This is a genomic window from Actinomadura physcomitrii (assembly GCF_008923205.2).
Taxonomy (GTDB): Bacteria; Actinomycetota; Actinomycetes; order Streptosporangiales; family Streptosporangiaceae; genus Spirillospora; species Spirillospora physcomitrii.
In genome coordinates this window covers 38,508-54,847 of sequence record NZ_WBMS02000037.1, presented here as the reverse complement: position 1 = coordinate 54,847, position 16,340 = coordinate 38,508, and the positions used below count along the sequence as shown (strand labels likewise).

Here is a 16,340-nt window from a genome sequence, read left to right as displayed (position 1 = left end):
GTGCCCGATGCGATCGGAGTCGCGGTGCCCGCCGCGGCGGTGCCGGAGGTCCTGGCCGAGGCGGTCGATCTCGGGGTGGGCGGCGCGGTGGTGTACGCCAGCGGCTTCGCCGAGACCGGCGCCGAGGGGCAGCGGCTCCAGCAGGAGATCGCCGACATCTGCCGCGGCCGGATGCCGGTGGTCGGCCCCAACTGCCTGGGTGTGGTCGGCTACCGAGCCCGGGCAGCGCTGTGGGGACTGGACATCCCCTTCGCCCATGCCTCCACCGACGGCGGCGTCGCCGTCGCCGCGCAGAGCGGCAGCCTCGCCCTCAGTCTGATGATGTCCGGCCGGCTGCCGGGGCTCGCCTACTGTGCGTCGGTCGGTAACCAGGCGCTGGTCGACATCTCCGACTGTCTGGAGTACTACCTGCACGATCCTGCGGTGCGCGTGGTCGCGCTGCTGGTCGAGGGGCTGAGCGACCTGGAGCGGTTCCGTGCCCTGGCGTTGCGGGCGGCCGCCGCCGACGTGGCCGTCGTGGTGCTGAAGAACGGCCGGTCCCCGGCCGGCGGAACCCTCACCGTCGCGCACACCGGCACGCTCGCCGGCCACGACGCCGCCTATGACGCGTTGTTCCGGCAGACCGGTGTGATCCGGGTGGACGACATGGACGAGCTGATCGCCACCTGCTCGCTGCTGGCGGGCCCGCGCAAGCCGCGCGGCACCTCGCTCGGCCTGTTCGCCACCTCCGGCGGCGAATGCGGCATGCTCGCCGACCTGGCCCACGACCACGGCCTGCCCTGGCCGCCTTCGACGACGCCACCGAGCAGGCGCTGCGATCGGTGCTGCCCGACTACGGCTATCTCAGCAGCCCGTTCGACGTCATAGCTGCCGGCTGGGGCGACGGCGAAGTCTGCCGTACGGCGGCGACAGCCTTGGCGGCCTGCCCCACCGTGGACCTCGTCGCCTTCACCGGCGACGCACCCACCGCGGGCCCGAACCTGCAGGAAGCCGGATGGCCCGCCATGATCGCCGGGCTCGGCGCCGCGAGCAGCGGCGACGTCCCGGTCGCCGTGATCACCTCGACGACCGACACCGACCCTGAACTGCCCGGTCTGTGCGAGCGTCACGGCGTCACCCTTCTCGCCGGCATGCGGCCCGCGCTGCGAGCGATCCGGCACGCAGGGCTGCGTCTGGAACGTTTGAAGAGCCTCACCGAGGACCCGGCTGGACCCCTCCGAGCGTCCGAACTCGCTGACGTGGGCCAGGAACTTCTCGATGGTGAGCCCGAAACGGTTCCGGAAACGGCGGCCAAAGCGCTGCTCGGCCACTACGGAATCACTGTTCCCGAAGGTGGCTCCGCATCCGACGAGGACGCGGCCGTCGCCATCGCCGAACGTATCGGCTACCCGGTCGTGTGCAAGCTCGAAGCCGACGGCTTGGCCCACAAGTCCGACATCGGCGGAGTCGTCGTCGGCATCCACGACGCCGACCAGCTCCGCGGCGCGGTCCGCGACGTCCTCGACCGGGGGCGAACCGCGCTGGGGCCCGCACCAGTGCGCGGCGTGCGGGTCGAGACGGCCGCCGAAACCGACCATGGCGTCGAACTGATCGTCGGCGGCTCCAACGACGGCCTGGCCAGCGTGGTGGTTCTCGGAGCCGGCGGCGTCCTGACCGAACTGCTCAACGACGCGGTGACCCTGCTCTGGCCGTTCACCCAGCAGGAGGTCCTGCAAGCCCTTCAAGGGCTGCGCGTGGGGGCCCTGCTGCGCGGATACCGCGGCGCCCCCGCCTGCGACCTCGCCTCGGTCGCCCAGGCCACCGTCGCGGTCGGATGCATGCTCGCCGACCTCCCGCAGATCACCGAACTCGACGTCAACCCGCTGCTGTGCACCCCCAAGGGGACGACCGCCTTGGACACCCTGATCAGGCAGCGGCGCGGCACCGCACCCACGGCCCCTGACCGGGCAGAAAGGTTTTAGCTGACATGGACTTCTCGCTACCCGAGGACCTCGTCGCCTTCCGCACGGAGGTCCGCCGCTTCGTCGACACCGAGCTGATCCCGCACGAGGACTACGTCGAAGAGCACGACGGCCTGCCCGACGACGTCAAAAACGACCTGAAGAAGAAGGCTGTCGCCCTGGGCCTGAACAGCATGGACATGCCCGAGGAGGTGGGCGGGCAGGGCAGTGGTCTGCTGGCCCAGGTGCTGGTCACCGAGGAGCTGTCGCGGGCGCTGCCCGGTGTCTCGTCCTCGGTGGTGCCCGAGGCGTCCAACATCCTGATGGCCTGCAACCGACAGCAGCGCGAGCGGTTCCTCTACCCGACCGTCCGCGGGGACAAGCAGGACTGCTTCGCCCTCACCGAACCCGAAACCGGCTCCGATGCCGCCGGTATCAAGACCCGCGCGGTCAAGGAAGCCGACAGCTGGGTGATCAACGGACGTAAACGGTTCATCAGCCACGGCGACAGCGCCGACTTCGCCATCGTCTTCGCCGTCACCGACCCCGAGTCCGAGACCGACCGCATCACCGCGTTCCTGGTCGAGAAGGGAACGCCGGGCTTTTCCATCGGGCAGCTCCACAAGACGATGGGCCACCGCGGCTACCGCCAGGCCGAACTGGTCTTCGACGACTGCCGGGTGCCCGACGGCAACATCCTGGGCGAGGTCGGCAAGGGCTTCGACCTGGCCAGGGACTGGCTGCGCAACGGCCGCATCATGACCGCCGCGAGATGTCTCGGACCGATGGCCCGGCTGATCGACGAGGCGCTCGAATGGTCCAAGCAGCGCGTCCAGTTCGGTGAGCCGATCGGCAACTACCAGGCCATCCAGCTGATGCTGGCCGACTGTGCGATGGATCTGTACGCCGCCCGCATGATGACCTACAACGTCGCGTGGGACACCGACCAGGGCAGCGACTTCCGCGTTCTCAACGGCAAAGCCTCCGCCGTCAAGGTCTTCGCCAGCGAAGCCCTCGGCCGCGTCGCAGACCGCGTCCTGCAGATCTTCGGCGGCACCGGCTACATGAACGAGGTCTTCGTCGAACGCGCCTACCGCAACGCCCGCATCGAACGCATCTGGGAAGGCACCTCGGAGATCAATCGTCTCGTCCTGGCCCGCAACATGCTCAAGCTCGGCATGTTCACCTGATCTGGCCGTCGCGATCCGTCCGGGTGAGGACCTGCTCCCGGCCCGCATCCCGGTCCGCGCGCCGCCCGTCGCTCGGCAGCGGCGGCGCGCGGCCACCGGTCGGCCCCGCCGACCGGCGACCCCTTTTAACCACACGGAGAAACCATCCATATGTCCTATGTCTTCACTGAGCCGCTCGCGGGCCGCGTCTATCTGGTGACGGGCGGCGGAAGCGGCATCGGCGCCTCGATCGCCTCCCAACTGGCGCAGCTCGGCGCACGCGTCGCCGTCGCCGGCCGTCGGCAAGACAGACTCGACCAGACCGTCGCACACATCGCCGAGCTGGGCGGCCAAGCCGACGCCTACCCCCTCGACGTCCGAGACCCCGACCAGGTCACTGGCACGGTCGCCGGCATCGCCGAACAGAGCGGCCGCATCGACGGACTGGTCAACAACGCCGCCGGCAACTTCGTCTGCCCCGCCGAGGATCTCTCGGCCAACGGCTGGCGTTCAGTGATCGACATCGTGCTGAACGGCACCTGGAACTGCACCTCGGCCGTCGGCCGGCACATGATCAACGCCCGGCGCCCGGGCGTGATCCTCAACGTGATCGCCACCTACGCCTGGACCGGCCACCCCGGCACCGTCCACAGCGCCACCGCCAAAGCCGGAGTGCTGACCATGACGCGTACCCTCGCCGTCGAATGGGCCCGCCACGGCATCCGCCTCAACTGCATCGCCCCCGGCCCCACCTCCACCGCCGGCGCCGGAGCCGCACTGTGGGGAACCGACGAGGAAAGAGAACGCGTCCTGGCCTCGGTCCCGATGCGACGTTTCGCCGACCCCGACGAGATCGCCGGCCTCGCCGCCTTCCTGATGTCCGACCAGGCCTCCTACGTCACCGGCGAAGTCCTCACCGCTGACGGCGGACAGGCACTCGGCAAGCAGATCTACGGACCGGCCGTCGTGCCCGCCCCGGCCGAGAATGCGCCGTAAAGCTCAGCGGGTCTGATCAGCGGGGCGGGATTCCGAGGTCTGGGGGGCGGCCATGTCGAGCAGGACCATGGCGTCGTGGTCGGGGGTGCCGGGGTCGGCGTGGTAGACGGACATGCGATGGCCGGGGGCGCCTTCCAGCAGCATGCCTTGGTAGCCGAGGGTGAGGTCGCCGACTTCGGGGTGGTGGAAGGTCTTGGTCCCTGCGGTGTGGGGGCGGACGTCGTAGCGTTCCCACAGTTTGGCGAACTCGGGGCTCTTGAGGAGGAGTTCGCCGACCAGAGCCGCGAGATCGGGGGCATCGGGGTCGGTGCCGGCCAGGGCGCGCAGGCGGGCGACGCAGCCGCGGAGCTGGCTGTTCCAGTTGTCGAAAAGGGTGCGGGCGGCGGGGTGCAGGAAGGTGTAGCGGGCCAGGTTGCGGTGCTTGGCGGGCCAGTCCTGCATGCCCGCGTACAGGTGGAATCCGGCGGGGTTGGCGGCCAGGATGTCCATGGTGCGGCTTTGGACGACGGCGGGGTGCGGGCGCAGGGCTTCCAGCAGTTGTTTGACGCCGGGTTTGACGGTGCGGCTGGGGACGACCGCCGGGTCGGGGATATGGCGTGCGGCGCGGACGGCCAGGTCCAGCAGGTGCTGGTATTCGGGTTCACCTAGGCGCAGGGCGCGGGCGAGGGCGTCGACGACGGCGGGGCTGGGCCGGGTCTCGCGGCCTCGTTCCAGGCGTGTGTAGTAGTCGACGCTGACGCCGGCGAGGGTGGCGAGTTCTTCGCGGCGCAGGCCCGGGGTGCGGCGCAGGCCGGCGCCGGTGGTGAGGCCGACCTGGTCGGGGGTGACCTCTTCGCGGCGGGCCCGCAGGAACCGCCCGAGCTCGGTCCCGCCTTGGTGTCTGTCACCTGCCATGGTTCCAGTGTTACACCTTCTCCGGAAGTGCCGGATCCCGTGTGAGGGGCCCTGCCACACCCCCGAACGGCCCGGCCTGTCACAGGGCCCGCGCCCACGGCAGGGTGGATCTCGAGGAACCGGCCACGAGTAGGAGAGCCCGTCATCGCGCGGGCTGGGATTCGTGCGGGCCGCTCGGCCGTGTGTCTGGCAGCACCGGAGCACCTGGTCGTCCAGACGGCTGCCGCGGCCGCGGTTCTTTACCGATAGCAGGCTGCCGGCGGGGCGGGCGAAAAGCCGCGTGTGCCCTGGCCTGGGTAGTGCTGAGACGACTTCACATGATCGGAGAGATCTGTTTTATGCGTGCGACGTTGATCTACGGTGCCGGTGACGTGCGGGTGGAGGACGTCCCGGATCCGGTGCTGCGTGAGCCGACCGATGCGCTGGTGCGGGTGCTGCGCTCGTGCATCTGCGGCAGTGATCTGTGGCCGTACGGGTCGCGTCCGGCCAGTGAGCAGGGTGCCCGGATCGGGCACGAGTTCCTCGGCGTGGTCGAGGAGGTCGGCGCGCAGGTGTCGGGGCTTCGGCCCGGTGACGTGGTGGTGGCTCCGTTCGTGTGGGCCGACAACACCTGCGATTTCTGCCGCGAGGGCCTGCAGACCTCGTGCAGGCACGGCGGGCAGTGGGGCGCGCCGGGGGTGGACGGCGGCCAGGGCGAGGCGGTGCGGGTGCCGCAGGCGCAGGGCACGCTGGTCAAGCTGCCGGCCAGTGTCGCCGGTGAGGATGCGGCGCTGCTGCCGTCGCTGCTGGCGCTGTCGGATGTGTTCCCCACCGGGCACCACTGCGCGGTGACCGCCGGGGTGGGCCCGCGGACCACGGTGACGGTGATCGGGGACGGCGCGGTCGGGTTGTCGGCGGTGCTGGCCGCGCGGCGGCTGGGGGCCGAGCAGATCATCTTGATGGGGCGGCACAAGGACCGCACCGATCTGGGGCGCGAGTTCGGCGCCACCGACGTGGTCGCCGAGCGCGGCGATGAGGGTGTCGAGCGGGTCCGGGAACTGACCGGCGGCGACGGCACCCATACCGTGCTGGAGTGCGTCGGGCTGGAGCAGGCCATCGTGACGGCGTTCGGGGTGGTCCGCGACGGCGGCACGGTCAGCCGGGTCGGCGCCCCGCAGTATCCGGCGGTGCCGATGGGCTTCGGCGAGTTCCTGCGCAACATCACCCTGACCGGTGGTGTGGCTCCGGCCCGCGCCTACATCGAGGACCTGCTGCCCGACGTGCTGGAAGGGCGCGTCGAGCCGGGCCGGGTGTTCGACCGCACGATCGGCCTGGACCAGGTGCCCGACGGGTACCGGGCGATGGCCGACCGGCAGGCGATCAAGGTCCTCATCCGCCCGTGACGCGCACAGGAACAGGCTGAGCCGCGAAGTGCCGGGAGGCAAAAGATCATGGATCTGACGTTGAACAACGGTGTCGTGATGCCCGCGCTGGGGTTCGGGGTGTTCCAGACGCCGCCAGAGGAGACGGCCGAGGCGGTGCGGGCGGCTCTGGAGACCGGGTACCGGCTGATCGACACCGCCGCGGCCTATGGCAACGAACGCCAGGTCGGTGAGGCGATCCGCGACTCGGGCCTGGGCCGCGATGAGGTGTTCGTCGAGACCAAGGTGTGGATCAGTGACTTCGGTTACGACGAGACGCTGCACGCCTTCGACAAGAGTGCGGGCAAGCTCGGTGTGGAGACGATCGACCTGTTCATCCTCCACCAGGCTTTGCCAAGCCGGTTCGAGTTGACCGTGCAGGCGTATCGCGCCCTGCAGACGCTGCTGGACGAGGGTCGGGTGCGGGCCATCGGGGTCAGCAACTTCATGCCCGGCCACCTGGACGCGCTGATGAGGGAGGCGTCGGTGGTGCCCGCGGTGAACCAGGTCGAGGTCCATCCGTACTTCGGTCAACCGGATGTTCAGGCCGCCGACGCCGCGCGCGGAATCGTCACCCAGGCGTGGTCGCCGATCGGCGGCATCACCAGTTACCGCGGCACCAGCGCCAGTACCTTCGATGATCCGGTGATCGGTGAGATCGCCGCAGCGCACGGCAAGACACCCGCGCAGGTCATGCTCCGCTGGCATCTGCAGCAGAGTCGGGCGGCCATCCCCAAGTCGGTGCGTCCCCAACGCATCGCCGAGAACTTCGCGGTGTTCGACTTCGACCTCACCGACGCGCAATGCGCCGCCTTGGACGCCCTCGACACCGGGGTGCGCGGCGGCCCCGAACCCGACGACATCACCTTGGAGAGCTACGGCAGAGCCATTCCCGAAGCCTGACTTCCAGCATGAGTAAGTCGCCCACACGGAAAGATCCGTGCTTCTGAGGCAGTAGAGGAGAAATCGCCATGGCGATCAGCGACACCGCGCGGCGTAACCACCAGGAACTGTTCCCCGGTCACGTCTCGACGCTGGCGCGGACCGATCCGGAGCTGATCGAGTACTTCGACAACTTCGCCTTCGACGAGGTGCTCCGGCACGGCTCCCTGGACGCGCCGACGCGTCTGATGGCGCAGCTCGCCGCAATGATCGCCTGTCAGGCGGTGAGCGAGTACCGGGTGATGCTGTGGGCGGCGCTGACCGCGGGCGTCACCCCGGTACAGGTCAAGGAGATCGTCTACCAGGCGGTGCCGTACGTGGGCATGGCCAAAGTGTTCGACTTCCTGCACGCCACCAACGAGGTGCTGACCGAGCAGGGTGTGGAGCTGCCGCTGCCGGGGCAGTCCACCACCACACCAGGCACCCGCGCCGAGCGAGGGCTGGCAGTCCAGAAACAGATCGTCGGCGCCTCCGCCGTCGAGCAGATGTACGCGGCCGCGCCCGCCGATGAGCAGCACATCCAGCGATACCTGTCGGCCAACTGCTTCGGCGACCACTACACCCGCGGCGGGCTCGATGTACCGACGCGCGAACTGCTGACCTTGGCGATGCTCGTCTCGCTCGGCGGCTGCGACGCCCAGGTCAAGGGCCACGTGGCAGCCAACCTCAACGTCGGCAACGACCGCGGCCGACTGATCGAGGTGCTCACCCAGCTTCTGCCCTACATCGGCTATCCCCGCACCCTGAACGCGCTGCGGGCTCTGGACGAAGTCGCCCCCGCCCAGCACACCCCTGAACAAGACACCCCCGAACAGGAGGACTAACCATGAGCACCTGGCTCATCACCGGGGTCAGCAGCGGCTTCGGCCGCGAGCTGACCGAGCAGCTCCTTGGGCGCGGCGACCGGGTGGTCGGCACCGTCCGCGACACCGGCAAGGTCAGCGACCTGGCCGGACGGTATCCGGAGAGCTTTCGCGCCGAGATCCTGGACGTGACCGACACCGCCGCGGTCCGGCAGGTGGTCGACCGGGCGTTCGCCGAAACCGGCCGTATCGATGTGGTCGTCAGCAATGCCGGCTACGGCCTGTTCGGTGCCGCCGAGGAGCTGTCGGACGCGCAGGTCGACCACATCATCGCCACCAACCTGACCGGGTCGATCCAGCTGATCCGCTCCGCGCTGCCGCACCTGCGGGCCCAGCGCGGGGGACGGATCATCCAGATCTCCTCCTACGGCGGGCAGGTCGCCTTCCCCGGCAACTCGATGTACCACGCCACCAAATGGGGCATCGAAGGCTTCTGTGAAGCGGTCGCGCAAGAGGTCGCGCCGTTCGGGATCGGGGTGACGATAGTGGAGCCGGGCGGCGCCCGTACCGAGTTCCGCTACGCAAGCGCGCGCGTCGCCGACCTGATGCCCGAATACGACGGCAACCCCGCGCACGCCTTCCAGGCCATGCTCGATCCCGACAAGGGCGGCCTGGCGCCCGGCGATCCCGGCCGCATGGCCGCCCGCATCATCGCCGGCGTCGAGGCCGAGCCCGCGCCGCTGCGCATGGTCCTTGGCTCCCAAGCCCTGGACAACACCCTGGCCGCGCTGCGTGCCCGCGTCGCCGACTTCGAACAGCAGACCGAGCTGGCCGCCTCCACCGACTACCCGCCCGGCGAATGACCGCCTGATCACCCGCTCAACGAAAGGGAGAATTCCATGGCCGCCTGGACCAGCGACGAACTCGACAGGATCGGCGATGCCACCGAGCTGGACCTGCAATCGGCGCGCGACGACGGGACACTGCGCGACCCGGTGACGATGTGGGTCGTCCGCGTCGGCGACGAGGTGTTCGTCCGCTCGATGAACGGCCCGGACGGCGCCTGGTACCGCGGCACCCAGACCCGCCGCCAAGGCCGCGTCACCGCCGACGGCGTCACCAAGGACGTCGCCTTCGACGACACCGACCACGACCTCGACGCCGACATCGACGAGGTCTACCGCACCAAGTACCAGCGCTACGGCGCGAACATCGTCGGCGGCGTGGTCAACTCCGCCTCCCGCGAGGCGACGATCAAACTCACGCCGCGCTCCTGACCGGCACACCGCTCTACGAGACACAGCGAAAGGGCAGAGCATGAAGCACGTCAAGCTGCGTGATCTGGACGTGGCGCGCATCGGCCTGGGCGCGATGGGCATGTCCCACGGCTTCTCCGACTCCGGCACCGACGACGCCGAGTCCATCCGCACCGTCCACCGCGCCATCGACCTGGGCATCACCCTCATCGATACCGCCGAGATCTACGGCCCTTACATCAACGAGGAACTCCTCGGCCGCGCGCTCAAGGGACACCGCGACCAGGTCGTGCTGGCGACCAAGTTCGGCCTGGTCTCCCACGCCGGCGCCGGGCCCTGGAATCTGGACTCGGACCCCGCCAACATCCGCACCGCCGTCGAAGGCTCCCTCAAGCGCCTGGGCACCGACCACATCGACCTGTACTACCAGCACCGCGTCGACCCGGGCACACCCGTCGAGGAGACCGCCGGCGCCGTCGCCGACCTGATCACCGAAGGCAAGGTCAGGCACTTCGGCCTGTCGGAGGCCGGACCCGACACCATCCGCCGCGCCCACGCCGTCCAGCCCGTCACCGCCGTCCAATCGGAATACTCGCTGTGGACCCGCGGCATCGAGGACCGCATCCTGCCGGTCCTGCGCAAGCTGAACATCGGCCTGGTGCCCTTCTCTCCGCTCGGCCACGGCTTCTTGACCGGCACCGTCCGCAACGAGGCCGACTTCAAAGAAGGCGACTTCCGGCGCGGCAACCCCCGCTTCACCGGCGAGAACTTCCAGTGCAACATGCGCATCGCCGACCAGGTCCAGACCATCGCCACCGACGCCGACGCCACCCCCGCCCAAGTCGCCATCGCCTGGCTGCTCGCCCAGGGCGACGACATCGCCCCCATCCCCGGCACCAAGCGCGTCCACCGCGTCGAGGAGAACACCGCCGCCGACCACCTCCAGCTCACCAGCGAGCAACTCGACCGGCTGTCGAGCCTGCCCCCGGCCGCCGGCGACACCCACCCCGAAGCCGCCAGGAGGATGCTGGAACGCTGACACGGCCGCGTAGGACGGTCTTGAGGCACACCCCAATATCCGGTGCCCCGGCACCGGTGAAATGGACACCTCCATGGGCGAGGTCCATCCGGAAGACCGCGTACCGCCCGTGGCCTGCCAGAGGGGATCATGCTGGGGCTGGAGCTCGTTGGCATCCTGGGCGCCGCGATCCTGACCCGAAGCGTTTTGAGCCGCCGCGTAGGCGTCGCCCCGCCCATCGTGCTGCTGGTCACCGGCGTGCTGTTGGGGTTCATCCCGGGACTACGGCAGGTGCACCTGCCGCCGCAGACGGTGCTGCTGCGAAAGCTCGATCTTGGTCCTGACTCGAAACAGGCTCGGCCTCTGCGGGGTGCTCTTCTAGAGATCCCTAATACCGCAGCACCCGCGCGGCCTGCAGAGGCGGGGCGGCAGGCGGGCGGTGCCGCTGGCCCAGTGCACATACTGGTTCGTGCCGCCCTTGGACGTCATCCGGGCGCGGCGGAACTCGCAACTCGTGCGTGTCATCACCGAACAGCTTGTCCAAGCGGGCGTGCGGAACGAAGCGATCGCCGCGCAATCCCCTGCCCAGCTGACGCAGCACCGTTCTCAATGACCGTCGCGGACGGACTCGCCGCCGTCTACCGGTAGGACCGCGCCGGTGATGAACGAGGCGCGTGGGGACAGCAGGAAGGAGATCGGTTCGGCGATCTCTTCGGGTGAGCCGAGTCTGTTCTGGGCGGTCAATGTTGCGATGGAGCGCAGGGCGGCGGTGGAGCCCGAGACGTCGTTTCGGAGCATCGGGGTATCGGTAGGGCCGGGGCAGACGCAGTTCAGGCGGATGCCGGCGGGGGCCAGTTCACGGGCGGCTGCGCGGGACCAGTGGATCAGGGCCGCCTTGGAGGCCGAATACGCGGCGAAGTCGGGGTAGGCGCGCAGGCCCGTTGCGGAGGCGACCGTGACGATGGACGGATCGTCGCCCCGCTCCAGTAGGGGAAGGAACCGGGTGATCGTTTCAGCGGGCGCCGCGGTGTTCAGTGCCAGAAGCGACCGCCAGGTTTCCGACGGCGTGTCCGTGATGGAGCCGTGGTGAGAGGTCCCTGTGGTGATGGCGAGGCCGTCGAGTGCGTGCCATCGCTCGTCCAGGCGGTCCACCAAATCCTGCACGGAGCGGGCGTCCAGGAGATCGACGACGTCTCCATGCGGGATCGGCCGCAGGTCGGCGGTGTGGACGGACGCGCCACGGGCGCGGCAGAGGCCGGCGGTGGCTTCGCCGATGCCCGAGGCAGCGCCGATGACGAGGATTCGCCGGCCGCTGAGCTCTCCACGAGCGTCGTTGGGCACGATGTGCTCCTTCATGGGGTTTTACCAGGTGAAACAGCGGGGTCCATATCGGTTACCTTGGGGGCAAGCTGGGCCGGTGAGACGTGGACCACACGTCTCCCGACCTCGGAGGGGAGACGAGGTGTCCGACGCCGACCTCAAAGGTTCGTCACTGTCGGTGAACCGCGTGCGTTCAGTCGACCGTGCGCTGGAGATCCTCACCTGCTTCAGCAGCGCGCATCCGCGGCTGACCCTGACCGAGCTGGCGCAGGGCGCGGGCCTGTCGAAGGCGACGACGCTGCGGATCGCCGGTTCGCTCCTCGCCTACGGCTTTCTGCGGCGGGACGACGACGGCAGCTACCGCCTCGGTGCCAGGCTGCTGGAGCTGGCGCCGGTGGTCGCCCAGGGGTCCCCGGTGGCCTTGGTGACCGAGCGGATCGTCGCGCGGTTGGCCGAGCGGACGGGGGAGACGGTCCTGGCCGCGGAGATCGACTGGCGCGACCGCAGCCTGGTGATCACTCAGCGCCGGGACGCGGCGCATGTGCTGGGGGTGCTGTCGCCGGTGGGGCGCAGGTCGCTGATCGCCAATGGATGTATCGGCAAGGCGGCGCTGGCGAGCCTGCCGCGCGACCAGGTCGTCGAGTTGATGCCGACGCTGCGGCTTCCCCGGCGAACGGGCAGGAGCATCACCGAATACGACGCCTTCCTGGCCGAGATCGACCGGGCTCGGGAGCACGGTTACTCGGTGGAGAGCGGTGAGTTCGCTCCGGGGGTCGCCGGGGCGAGCGTGGTCGTGATGGCGCAGGGCAAGGCGGCCGGTGCGGTCGCGGTCGTCGCGCCGGTGTCGCGCTGCGGAGCGCGGCGGCTGGCGGCCATCGGCGAGCTGGTCCGCGAGTGCGTCAGCCACGCCGGCGCCGGCCGATGACGGTGGAGACCGCCACGGCCACGATCAGCACGCCGCCGTAGAAGACGTCGGAGATCCATGCGGCCAGGCCCAGCTCCTGGAGTCCGATGACGCCGGTCGCCAGGAAGTACGTGCCGATCCAGGTGCCGATCGGGTTGAAACTGCCCGGGCGGACGACGGCGGTGCCGATGAAGACGGCGGCGTAGGTGGGCAGCAGGTAGGTGGCCGAGGAGTTCGGGTCGAAGCCGCCGACGCCGGAGACCAGCAGGACGCCTCCCGCCGCGCTGAGCAGGCCCGCCAGGACGAACGCACCGAAGCGGATGCGGTCCACCTGGACCCCGGCCAGGCGCGCGACCTCCCGGTTGGCGTGGACGAAGCGCATGTGGCGCCCGAGCGGCGTCAGCCCCGTCACGTAAGCGACCACCAGGACCAGAGCGATGCCGTAGTAGAAGGAGAGCGGCAGTCCGAGGATCTCGTCCAGCGCGAACGAGGAGACGCCGGGGTCCAGGCCGCTGACGCTGTTGAGGTCGGTGCTCCACAGGGCGAGCCCCAGCAGCAGCGTGGACATGCCGAGGGTGACCACGATGGGGTTCACGCCGAGGCGGACGATCAGCGCGCCGTTGACCGTGCCCACGAGCGCGCCGGCGGCCAATGCGGCCAGGCAGGCCAGCAGGAACGGCACGTGGTGCTGGACGGTCAGCACGGGGACGAGTGTGGCGGCCAGACCGAGGATCGAGGCGATGGACAGGTCGACGAACTCGCCGACCATGATCGTGCACAGCACGGCCATCGCCAGGAACAGCAGCGGAGTCTGCGAACCGAAGATCGTCTTGAACGTGCCGGAGGTGGCGAACTTGGACGGCTCCACGATGCCGAACACCAGCGCCAGCAGTATCCAGAGGCCGACCATGGTCCAGCGTTCGGTGAAGCGCAGCAGCGGGGCCGGCACGCCGAGCCGCAGCGGCCGGGATTCGGATCGGGTCTCAGTTGCCATGATGGATGGCTCCCTGCGGTGTGGCTGGCTGATAGATGCCGTCGAGGACGGCTTCGACGGTGCGGCCGCCGGTGAGTTCGCGGCCGCGGCCGTCGTGGACGAGGACGATCCGGTCGCACAGCTCGACGAGTTCGGCGGGGTCGCTCGCGATGACCAGGACGGGCGTTCCGGAGGAGGCGTGGCGGCGGATGGCGGTGTGGATGTCGCGGCGGGCGCCGACGTCCACGGCCTGGGTGGGTTCGTGCAGGACCAGCAGCCGCGGTGAGCCGAGCAGGGCCCGGCCGATCAGGACCTTCTGCTGGTTGCCGCCACTGAGCGTCCGGATCAGGGCGTCGGGGAGGGGTGGCCTCACCCCGAGTTCCTCGATGACCGTCGCGGCGTCGGTGCGGTGCGCGCGCCTGGTCAGCGGGCGGAGACGGCCGCGGCGCAGGCGCGCCAGGGCGATGTTGTCCTCGATCGACAGTTCCAGTGCCAGGCCGTGGCGGCCGCGGTCGGCGGGAACGACGTGGACGCCGGCGGCCAGGGCCCGGCGCGGGGTCAGTCCCGCGAGATCAAGGGTGGTGTCGCCGATACGGAGTTCGCCCCCCGCTCTGGCGCTCCGGGCCCCGGTGAGGAGGGCGGGCAGGTCCTCGTGCCCCGCACCGGTCAGCCCTGTGACGCCGACGATCTCCCCGGCGGCGAGCCGGACGGAGAGGTCGGTCAGCGTCCCGCCGCCGGCTTGGCGCAGGAAGACCTCGTCGGCGCCTTCGGGCGCGGGCCGTGCGGTCGCGGCTGCGGCGTCGAGCGTGTGCCCGAGGATGAGGCGGGTCAGGCCGGCGGCGTCGAGCCCGCCGGTCGGCAGGCCCGCCTCGACGACCCGCCCGCCGCGCAGGACGGTCACCCGGTCGGCGAGGTCCAGCACCTCGTCGAGGTTGTGGCTGACCAGCAGGACGCCGGTGCCCTGCGCCGCCAGCGCCCTGGTCAGCGCATGGAAGTGACCCAGGGAGTCGGGGGGCAGCGCCCGCGTCGACTCGTCGAAGACGGCCAGCCCGCCGCCGGCCGGCAGGTTCCGGACTCCGCGGGCGATCGCGACGCTGACCTGGTCGGCGATCGGCAGGTCGCCGACCAGGGCGTCAAGTGCGACGTCTTCACCGATCCGCTCCAGGGCGTCGCGGGCTTGGCGCGCCGCGCGGCGCCGGTCGATCAGCCGGGTGAGCGGGTGCCGTGGCCACGATCCGACGCAGATGTTGTCGACGACGGAGTCGCCCGCGTTGAGGCCGAGGTCCTGGTGGACGACGGACACACCGAGGCGGCGCAGATCGGCCGGGCGCGCGGGCAGTGTGAGCCGGTGCCCGTCGACGTGGACGGCTCCACCGGGATCGGCCCCGTGGTAGCCGGTGAGGATCTTGACGAGCGTGGACTTGCCCGAGCCGTTCTGCCCGACGAGCGCATGGATCTCCCCGGCGACCACCTCGAAGGCGGCGTCCTGGAGAACGGGGCTGTTGCCGTAGGTCTTGGCCAGCCCGCTGACGGTCAGCCGTGGAGTGCTCAACTGCCCAGCCCCCACAGGCGGGTGAACATCTGCTTGTAGGCGGTGCTGCCGTACCAGGCGCCGGAGGTCTGCGCCTGGCTGGTGAGCTCCAGGCTTCCGACGTTGGCGGAGGTGAACAGCCGCAGCGGAACCTGGTAGGTGACCGGCTTGGCGCCGGTCAGCAGGCGGAGCGTCTGGTCGGCCATGGCCCAGCCTTGGTAGGTGAAGTTGGTGCCCACGTCGGCGCGCAGGAACGTCCCCGACTTCAGGGTCTGCAGTTGGGCGAGCAGCCCGCCGGTGGAGCCGCCCTTAACGGCGTTGAGCTTGCCGGTCTGCTGCACGCCCTGCTGGGTGGGCGCGGCGAAGGCGTCGAACTCTGACACCACGTACTTGGTGGACGGGTTGGCGATCAGCGCCGCGCTGGTGGAGGAGGGCATCATCGAGTAGTTGGCGGACTGGATCTTGTTGATCGTCACGGTGCAGGACGAGCAGGCGCTCTTCAGCGTGGGAACGAAGCCCTGCTGAACGTAGGCGATGGGAGGGGGCGCGTCAGTGACCTCGTTGACCAGCACGCCCGCCTTGCCGCCGCTGTCCTCGGCGATCCATTGCGCCAGGACCTGCAGAGCCTGGGTGGGGTTGCCGGGGACGTAGGCGAGCTGGGCGTCGCCGGGCGAGTCGCCCGCCGGGTTGGGTTCGTCGGCGATGACGACGGGGATGTGCGCGGCCTTGAGCTTGTTGATGCCGTCGGCGACGAACCCGGCCACGATCGAGTCGAAGACGACGCCGGCCGCGCCGGAGTTGATGGCGTTGGTGATGCAGCTGGAGATCGTCGAGGGGTTGGCCTGCCCGCTGCAGGGGTGCACGCCGACATGAGCGGTGCCCAGCGCTTCGGTCAGGCTCGTCTGGACGAGCTGGGTGGTGGTGATCTGCGAGGACAGCGGGATATACCAGACCGTCTTGCCGGCCAGCTTGGAGACCCCGGTTACGGCGGGGCCCGGGTCCTTGTAGTCGGCGTCGGCGGCCGGGGCCATCGCCTTGGTGAGCTTGGCGGACAAGGCCGGCGTGGAGCCGCCGCCTCCTCCGCCGGAGCCGGAGGAGGAACTGCAGCCCGCCAGGGCGAGCGCGGCGGCGCCGGCGGTCGCGGCGAGGCGGACGATGGGCGAACGGAGCATGGTGAGGCCTTCCGGTGGGGTG

The 16,340-nt window shown here is 70.0% G+C and carries 16 protein-coding genes; 11 read left to right on the top strand and 5 right to left on the bottom strand.

The window, feature by feature from the left end; genetic code table 11:
* The 4 genes from F8568_RS34595 to fadH all read left to right on the top strand — a co-directional run bounded on the left by F8568_RS34595 (position 1) and on the right by fadH (position 4,105).
* Positions 1 to 867, top strand: a complete 867-nt coding sequence (locus F8568_RS34595; protein WP_160573874.1) for a CoA-binding protein — start codon at positions 1 to 3, stop codon at positions 865 to 867.
* Positions 822 to 1,961: an acetate--CoA ligase family protein gene (locus F8568_RS34590; RefSeq protein WP_160573873.1), complete on the top strand. Its 1,140-nt coding sequence runs from the start codon at positions 822 to 824 to the stop codon at positions 1,959 to 1,961. Before F8568_RS34595 ends, F8568_RS34590 begins: the two co-directional genes overlap by 46 nt.
* A gap of 5 nt (positions 1,962 to 1,966) precedes the next feature.
* Positions 1,967 to 3,130: an acyl-CoA dehydrogenase family protein gene (locus tag F8568_RS34585; RefSeq protein ID WP_151597875.1), complete on the top strand. Its 1,164-nt coding sequence runs from the start codon at positions 1,967 to 1,969 to the stop codon at positions 3,128 to 3,130.
* Positions 3,131 to 3,280: 150 nt separating this feature from the next.
* Entirely contained in the window at positions 3,281 to 4,105 is an 825-nt protein-coding gene (gene fadH, locus F8568_RS34580; protein WP_151597874.1) for a 2,4-dienoyl-CoA reductase, read from the top strand.
* A 3-nt stretch (positions 4,106 to 4,108) separates the two neighbouring features.
* On the opposite strand, the gene F8568_RS34575 is transcribed toward fadH, so the two are convergent.
* Positions 4,109 to 4,999 carry a helix-turn-helix transcriptional regulator gene (locus F8568_RS34575; protein ID WP_151597873.1) on the bottom strand — a complete coding sequence of 297 codons (891 nt, stop codon included), beginning with the start codon at positions 4,997 to 4,999 and terminating at the stop codon, positions 4,109 to 4,111.
* Between the two features lie 338 nt (positions 5,000 to 5,337).
* On the opposite strand from F8568_RS34575, the gene F8568_RS34570 reads away from it, so the two are divergent.
* The 6 genes from F8568_RS34570 to F8568_RS34545 all read left to right on the top strand — a co-directional run bounded on the left by F8568_RS34570 (position 5,338) and on the right by F8568_RS34545 (position 10,439).
* A complete protein-coding gene (locus F8568_RS34570; RefSeq protein WP_151597872.1) occupies positions 5,338 to 6,381 on the top strand; it encodes a zinc-binding dehydrogenase in 1,044 nt (347 codons plus the stop codon).
* A gap of 48 nt (positions 6,382 to 6,429) precedes the next feature.
* Positions 6,430 to 7,302, top strand: coding sequence for an aldo/keto reductase (locus tag F8568_RS34565; protein WP_151597871.1), 873 nt, complete (start codon positions 6,430 to 6,432; stop codon positions 7,300 to 7,302).
* Positions 7,303 to 7,370: 68 nt separating this feature from the next.
* Positions 7,371 to 8,165 carry a carboxymuconolactone decarboxylase family protein gene (locus F8568_RS34560; protein WP_151597870.1) on the top strand — a complete coding sequence of 265 codons (795 nt, stop codon included), beginning with the start codon at positions 7,371 to 7,373 and terminating at the stop codon, positions 8,163 to 8,165.
* 2 nt (positions 8,166 to 8,167) lie between these two features.
* On the top strand, positions 8,168 to 9,007 hold the full coding sequence (locus F8568_RS34555; RefSeq protein ID WP_151597869.1) for an SDR family oxidoreductase: 840 nt from the start codon (positions 8,168 to 8,170) through the stop codon (positions 9,005 to 9,007).
* Positions 9,008 to 9,043: 36 nt separating this feature from the next.
* Positions 9,044 to 9,421, top strand: coding sequence for a DUF2255 family protein (locus F8568_RS34550; RefSeq protein WP_151597868.1), 378 nt, complete (start codon positions 9,044 to 9,046; stop codon positions 9,419 to 9,421).
* 40 nt (positions 9,422 to 9,461) lie between these two features.
* Positions 9,462 to 10,439 (top strand): aldo/keto reductase, encoded by a 978-nt coding sequence (locus tag F8568_RS34545; protein WP_151597867.1) that lies wholly within the window; start codon positions 9,462 to 9,464, stop codon positions 10,437 to 10,439.
* A gap of 585 nt (positions 10,440 to 11,024) precedes the next feature.
* On the opposite strand, the gene F8568_RS34540 is transcribed toward F8568_RS34545, so the two are convergent.
* Positions 11,025 to 11,759, bottom strand: a complete 735-nt coding sequence (locus tag F8568_RS34540; RefSeq protein WP_160573872.1) for an SDR family NAD(P)-dependent oxidoreductase — start codon at positions 11,757 to 11,759, stop codon at positions 11,025 to 11,027.
* 121 nt (positions 11,760 to 11,880) lie between these two features.
* On the opposite strand from F8568_RS34540, the gene F8568_RS34535 reads away from it, so the two are divergent.
* Positions 11,881 to 12,663: an IclR family transcriptional regulator gene (locus F8568_RS34535; RefSeq protein WP_160573871.1), complete on the top strand. Its 783-nt coding sequence runs from the start codon at positions 11,881 to 11,883 to the stop codon at positions 12,661 to 12,663.
* Here the strand turns inward: F8568_RS34535 and F8568_RS34530 are convergent.
* The 3 genes from F8568_RS34530 to F8568_RS34520 are packed head-to-tail and all read right to left on the bottom strand — an operon-like array spanning position 12,638 to position 16,318.
* Positions 12,638 to 13,636, bottom strand: coding sequence for an ABC transporter permease (locus F8568_RS34530; RefSeq protein ID WP_151597864.1), 999 nt, complete (start codon positions 13,634 to 13,636; stop codon positions 12,638 to 12,640). The genes F8568_RS34535 and F8568_RS34530 overlap by 26 nt on opposite strands.
* Positions 13,626 to 15,167: an ATP-binding cassette domain-containing protein gene (locus F8568_RS34525; protein ID WP_151597863.1), complete on the bottom strand. Its 1,542-nt coding sequence runs from the start codon at positions 15,165 to 15,167 to the stop codon at positions 13,626 to 13,628. Before F8568_RS34525 ends, F8568_RS34530 begins: the two co-directional genes overlap by 11 nt.
* Positions 15,164 to 16,318 (bottom strand): sugar ABC transporter substrate-binding protein, encoded by a 1,155-nt coding sequence (locus tag F8568_RS34520; protein WP_151597862.1) that lies wholly within the window; start codon positions 16,316 to 16,318, stop codon positions 15,164 to 15,166. The genes F8568_RS34525 and F8568_RS34520 overlap by 4 nt, the downstream gene beginning before the upstream one ends.
* Positions 16,319 to 16,340 lie beyond the last annotated feature (22 nt).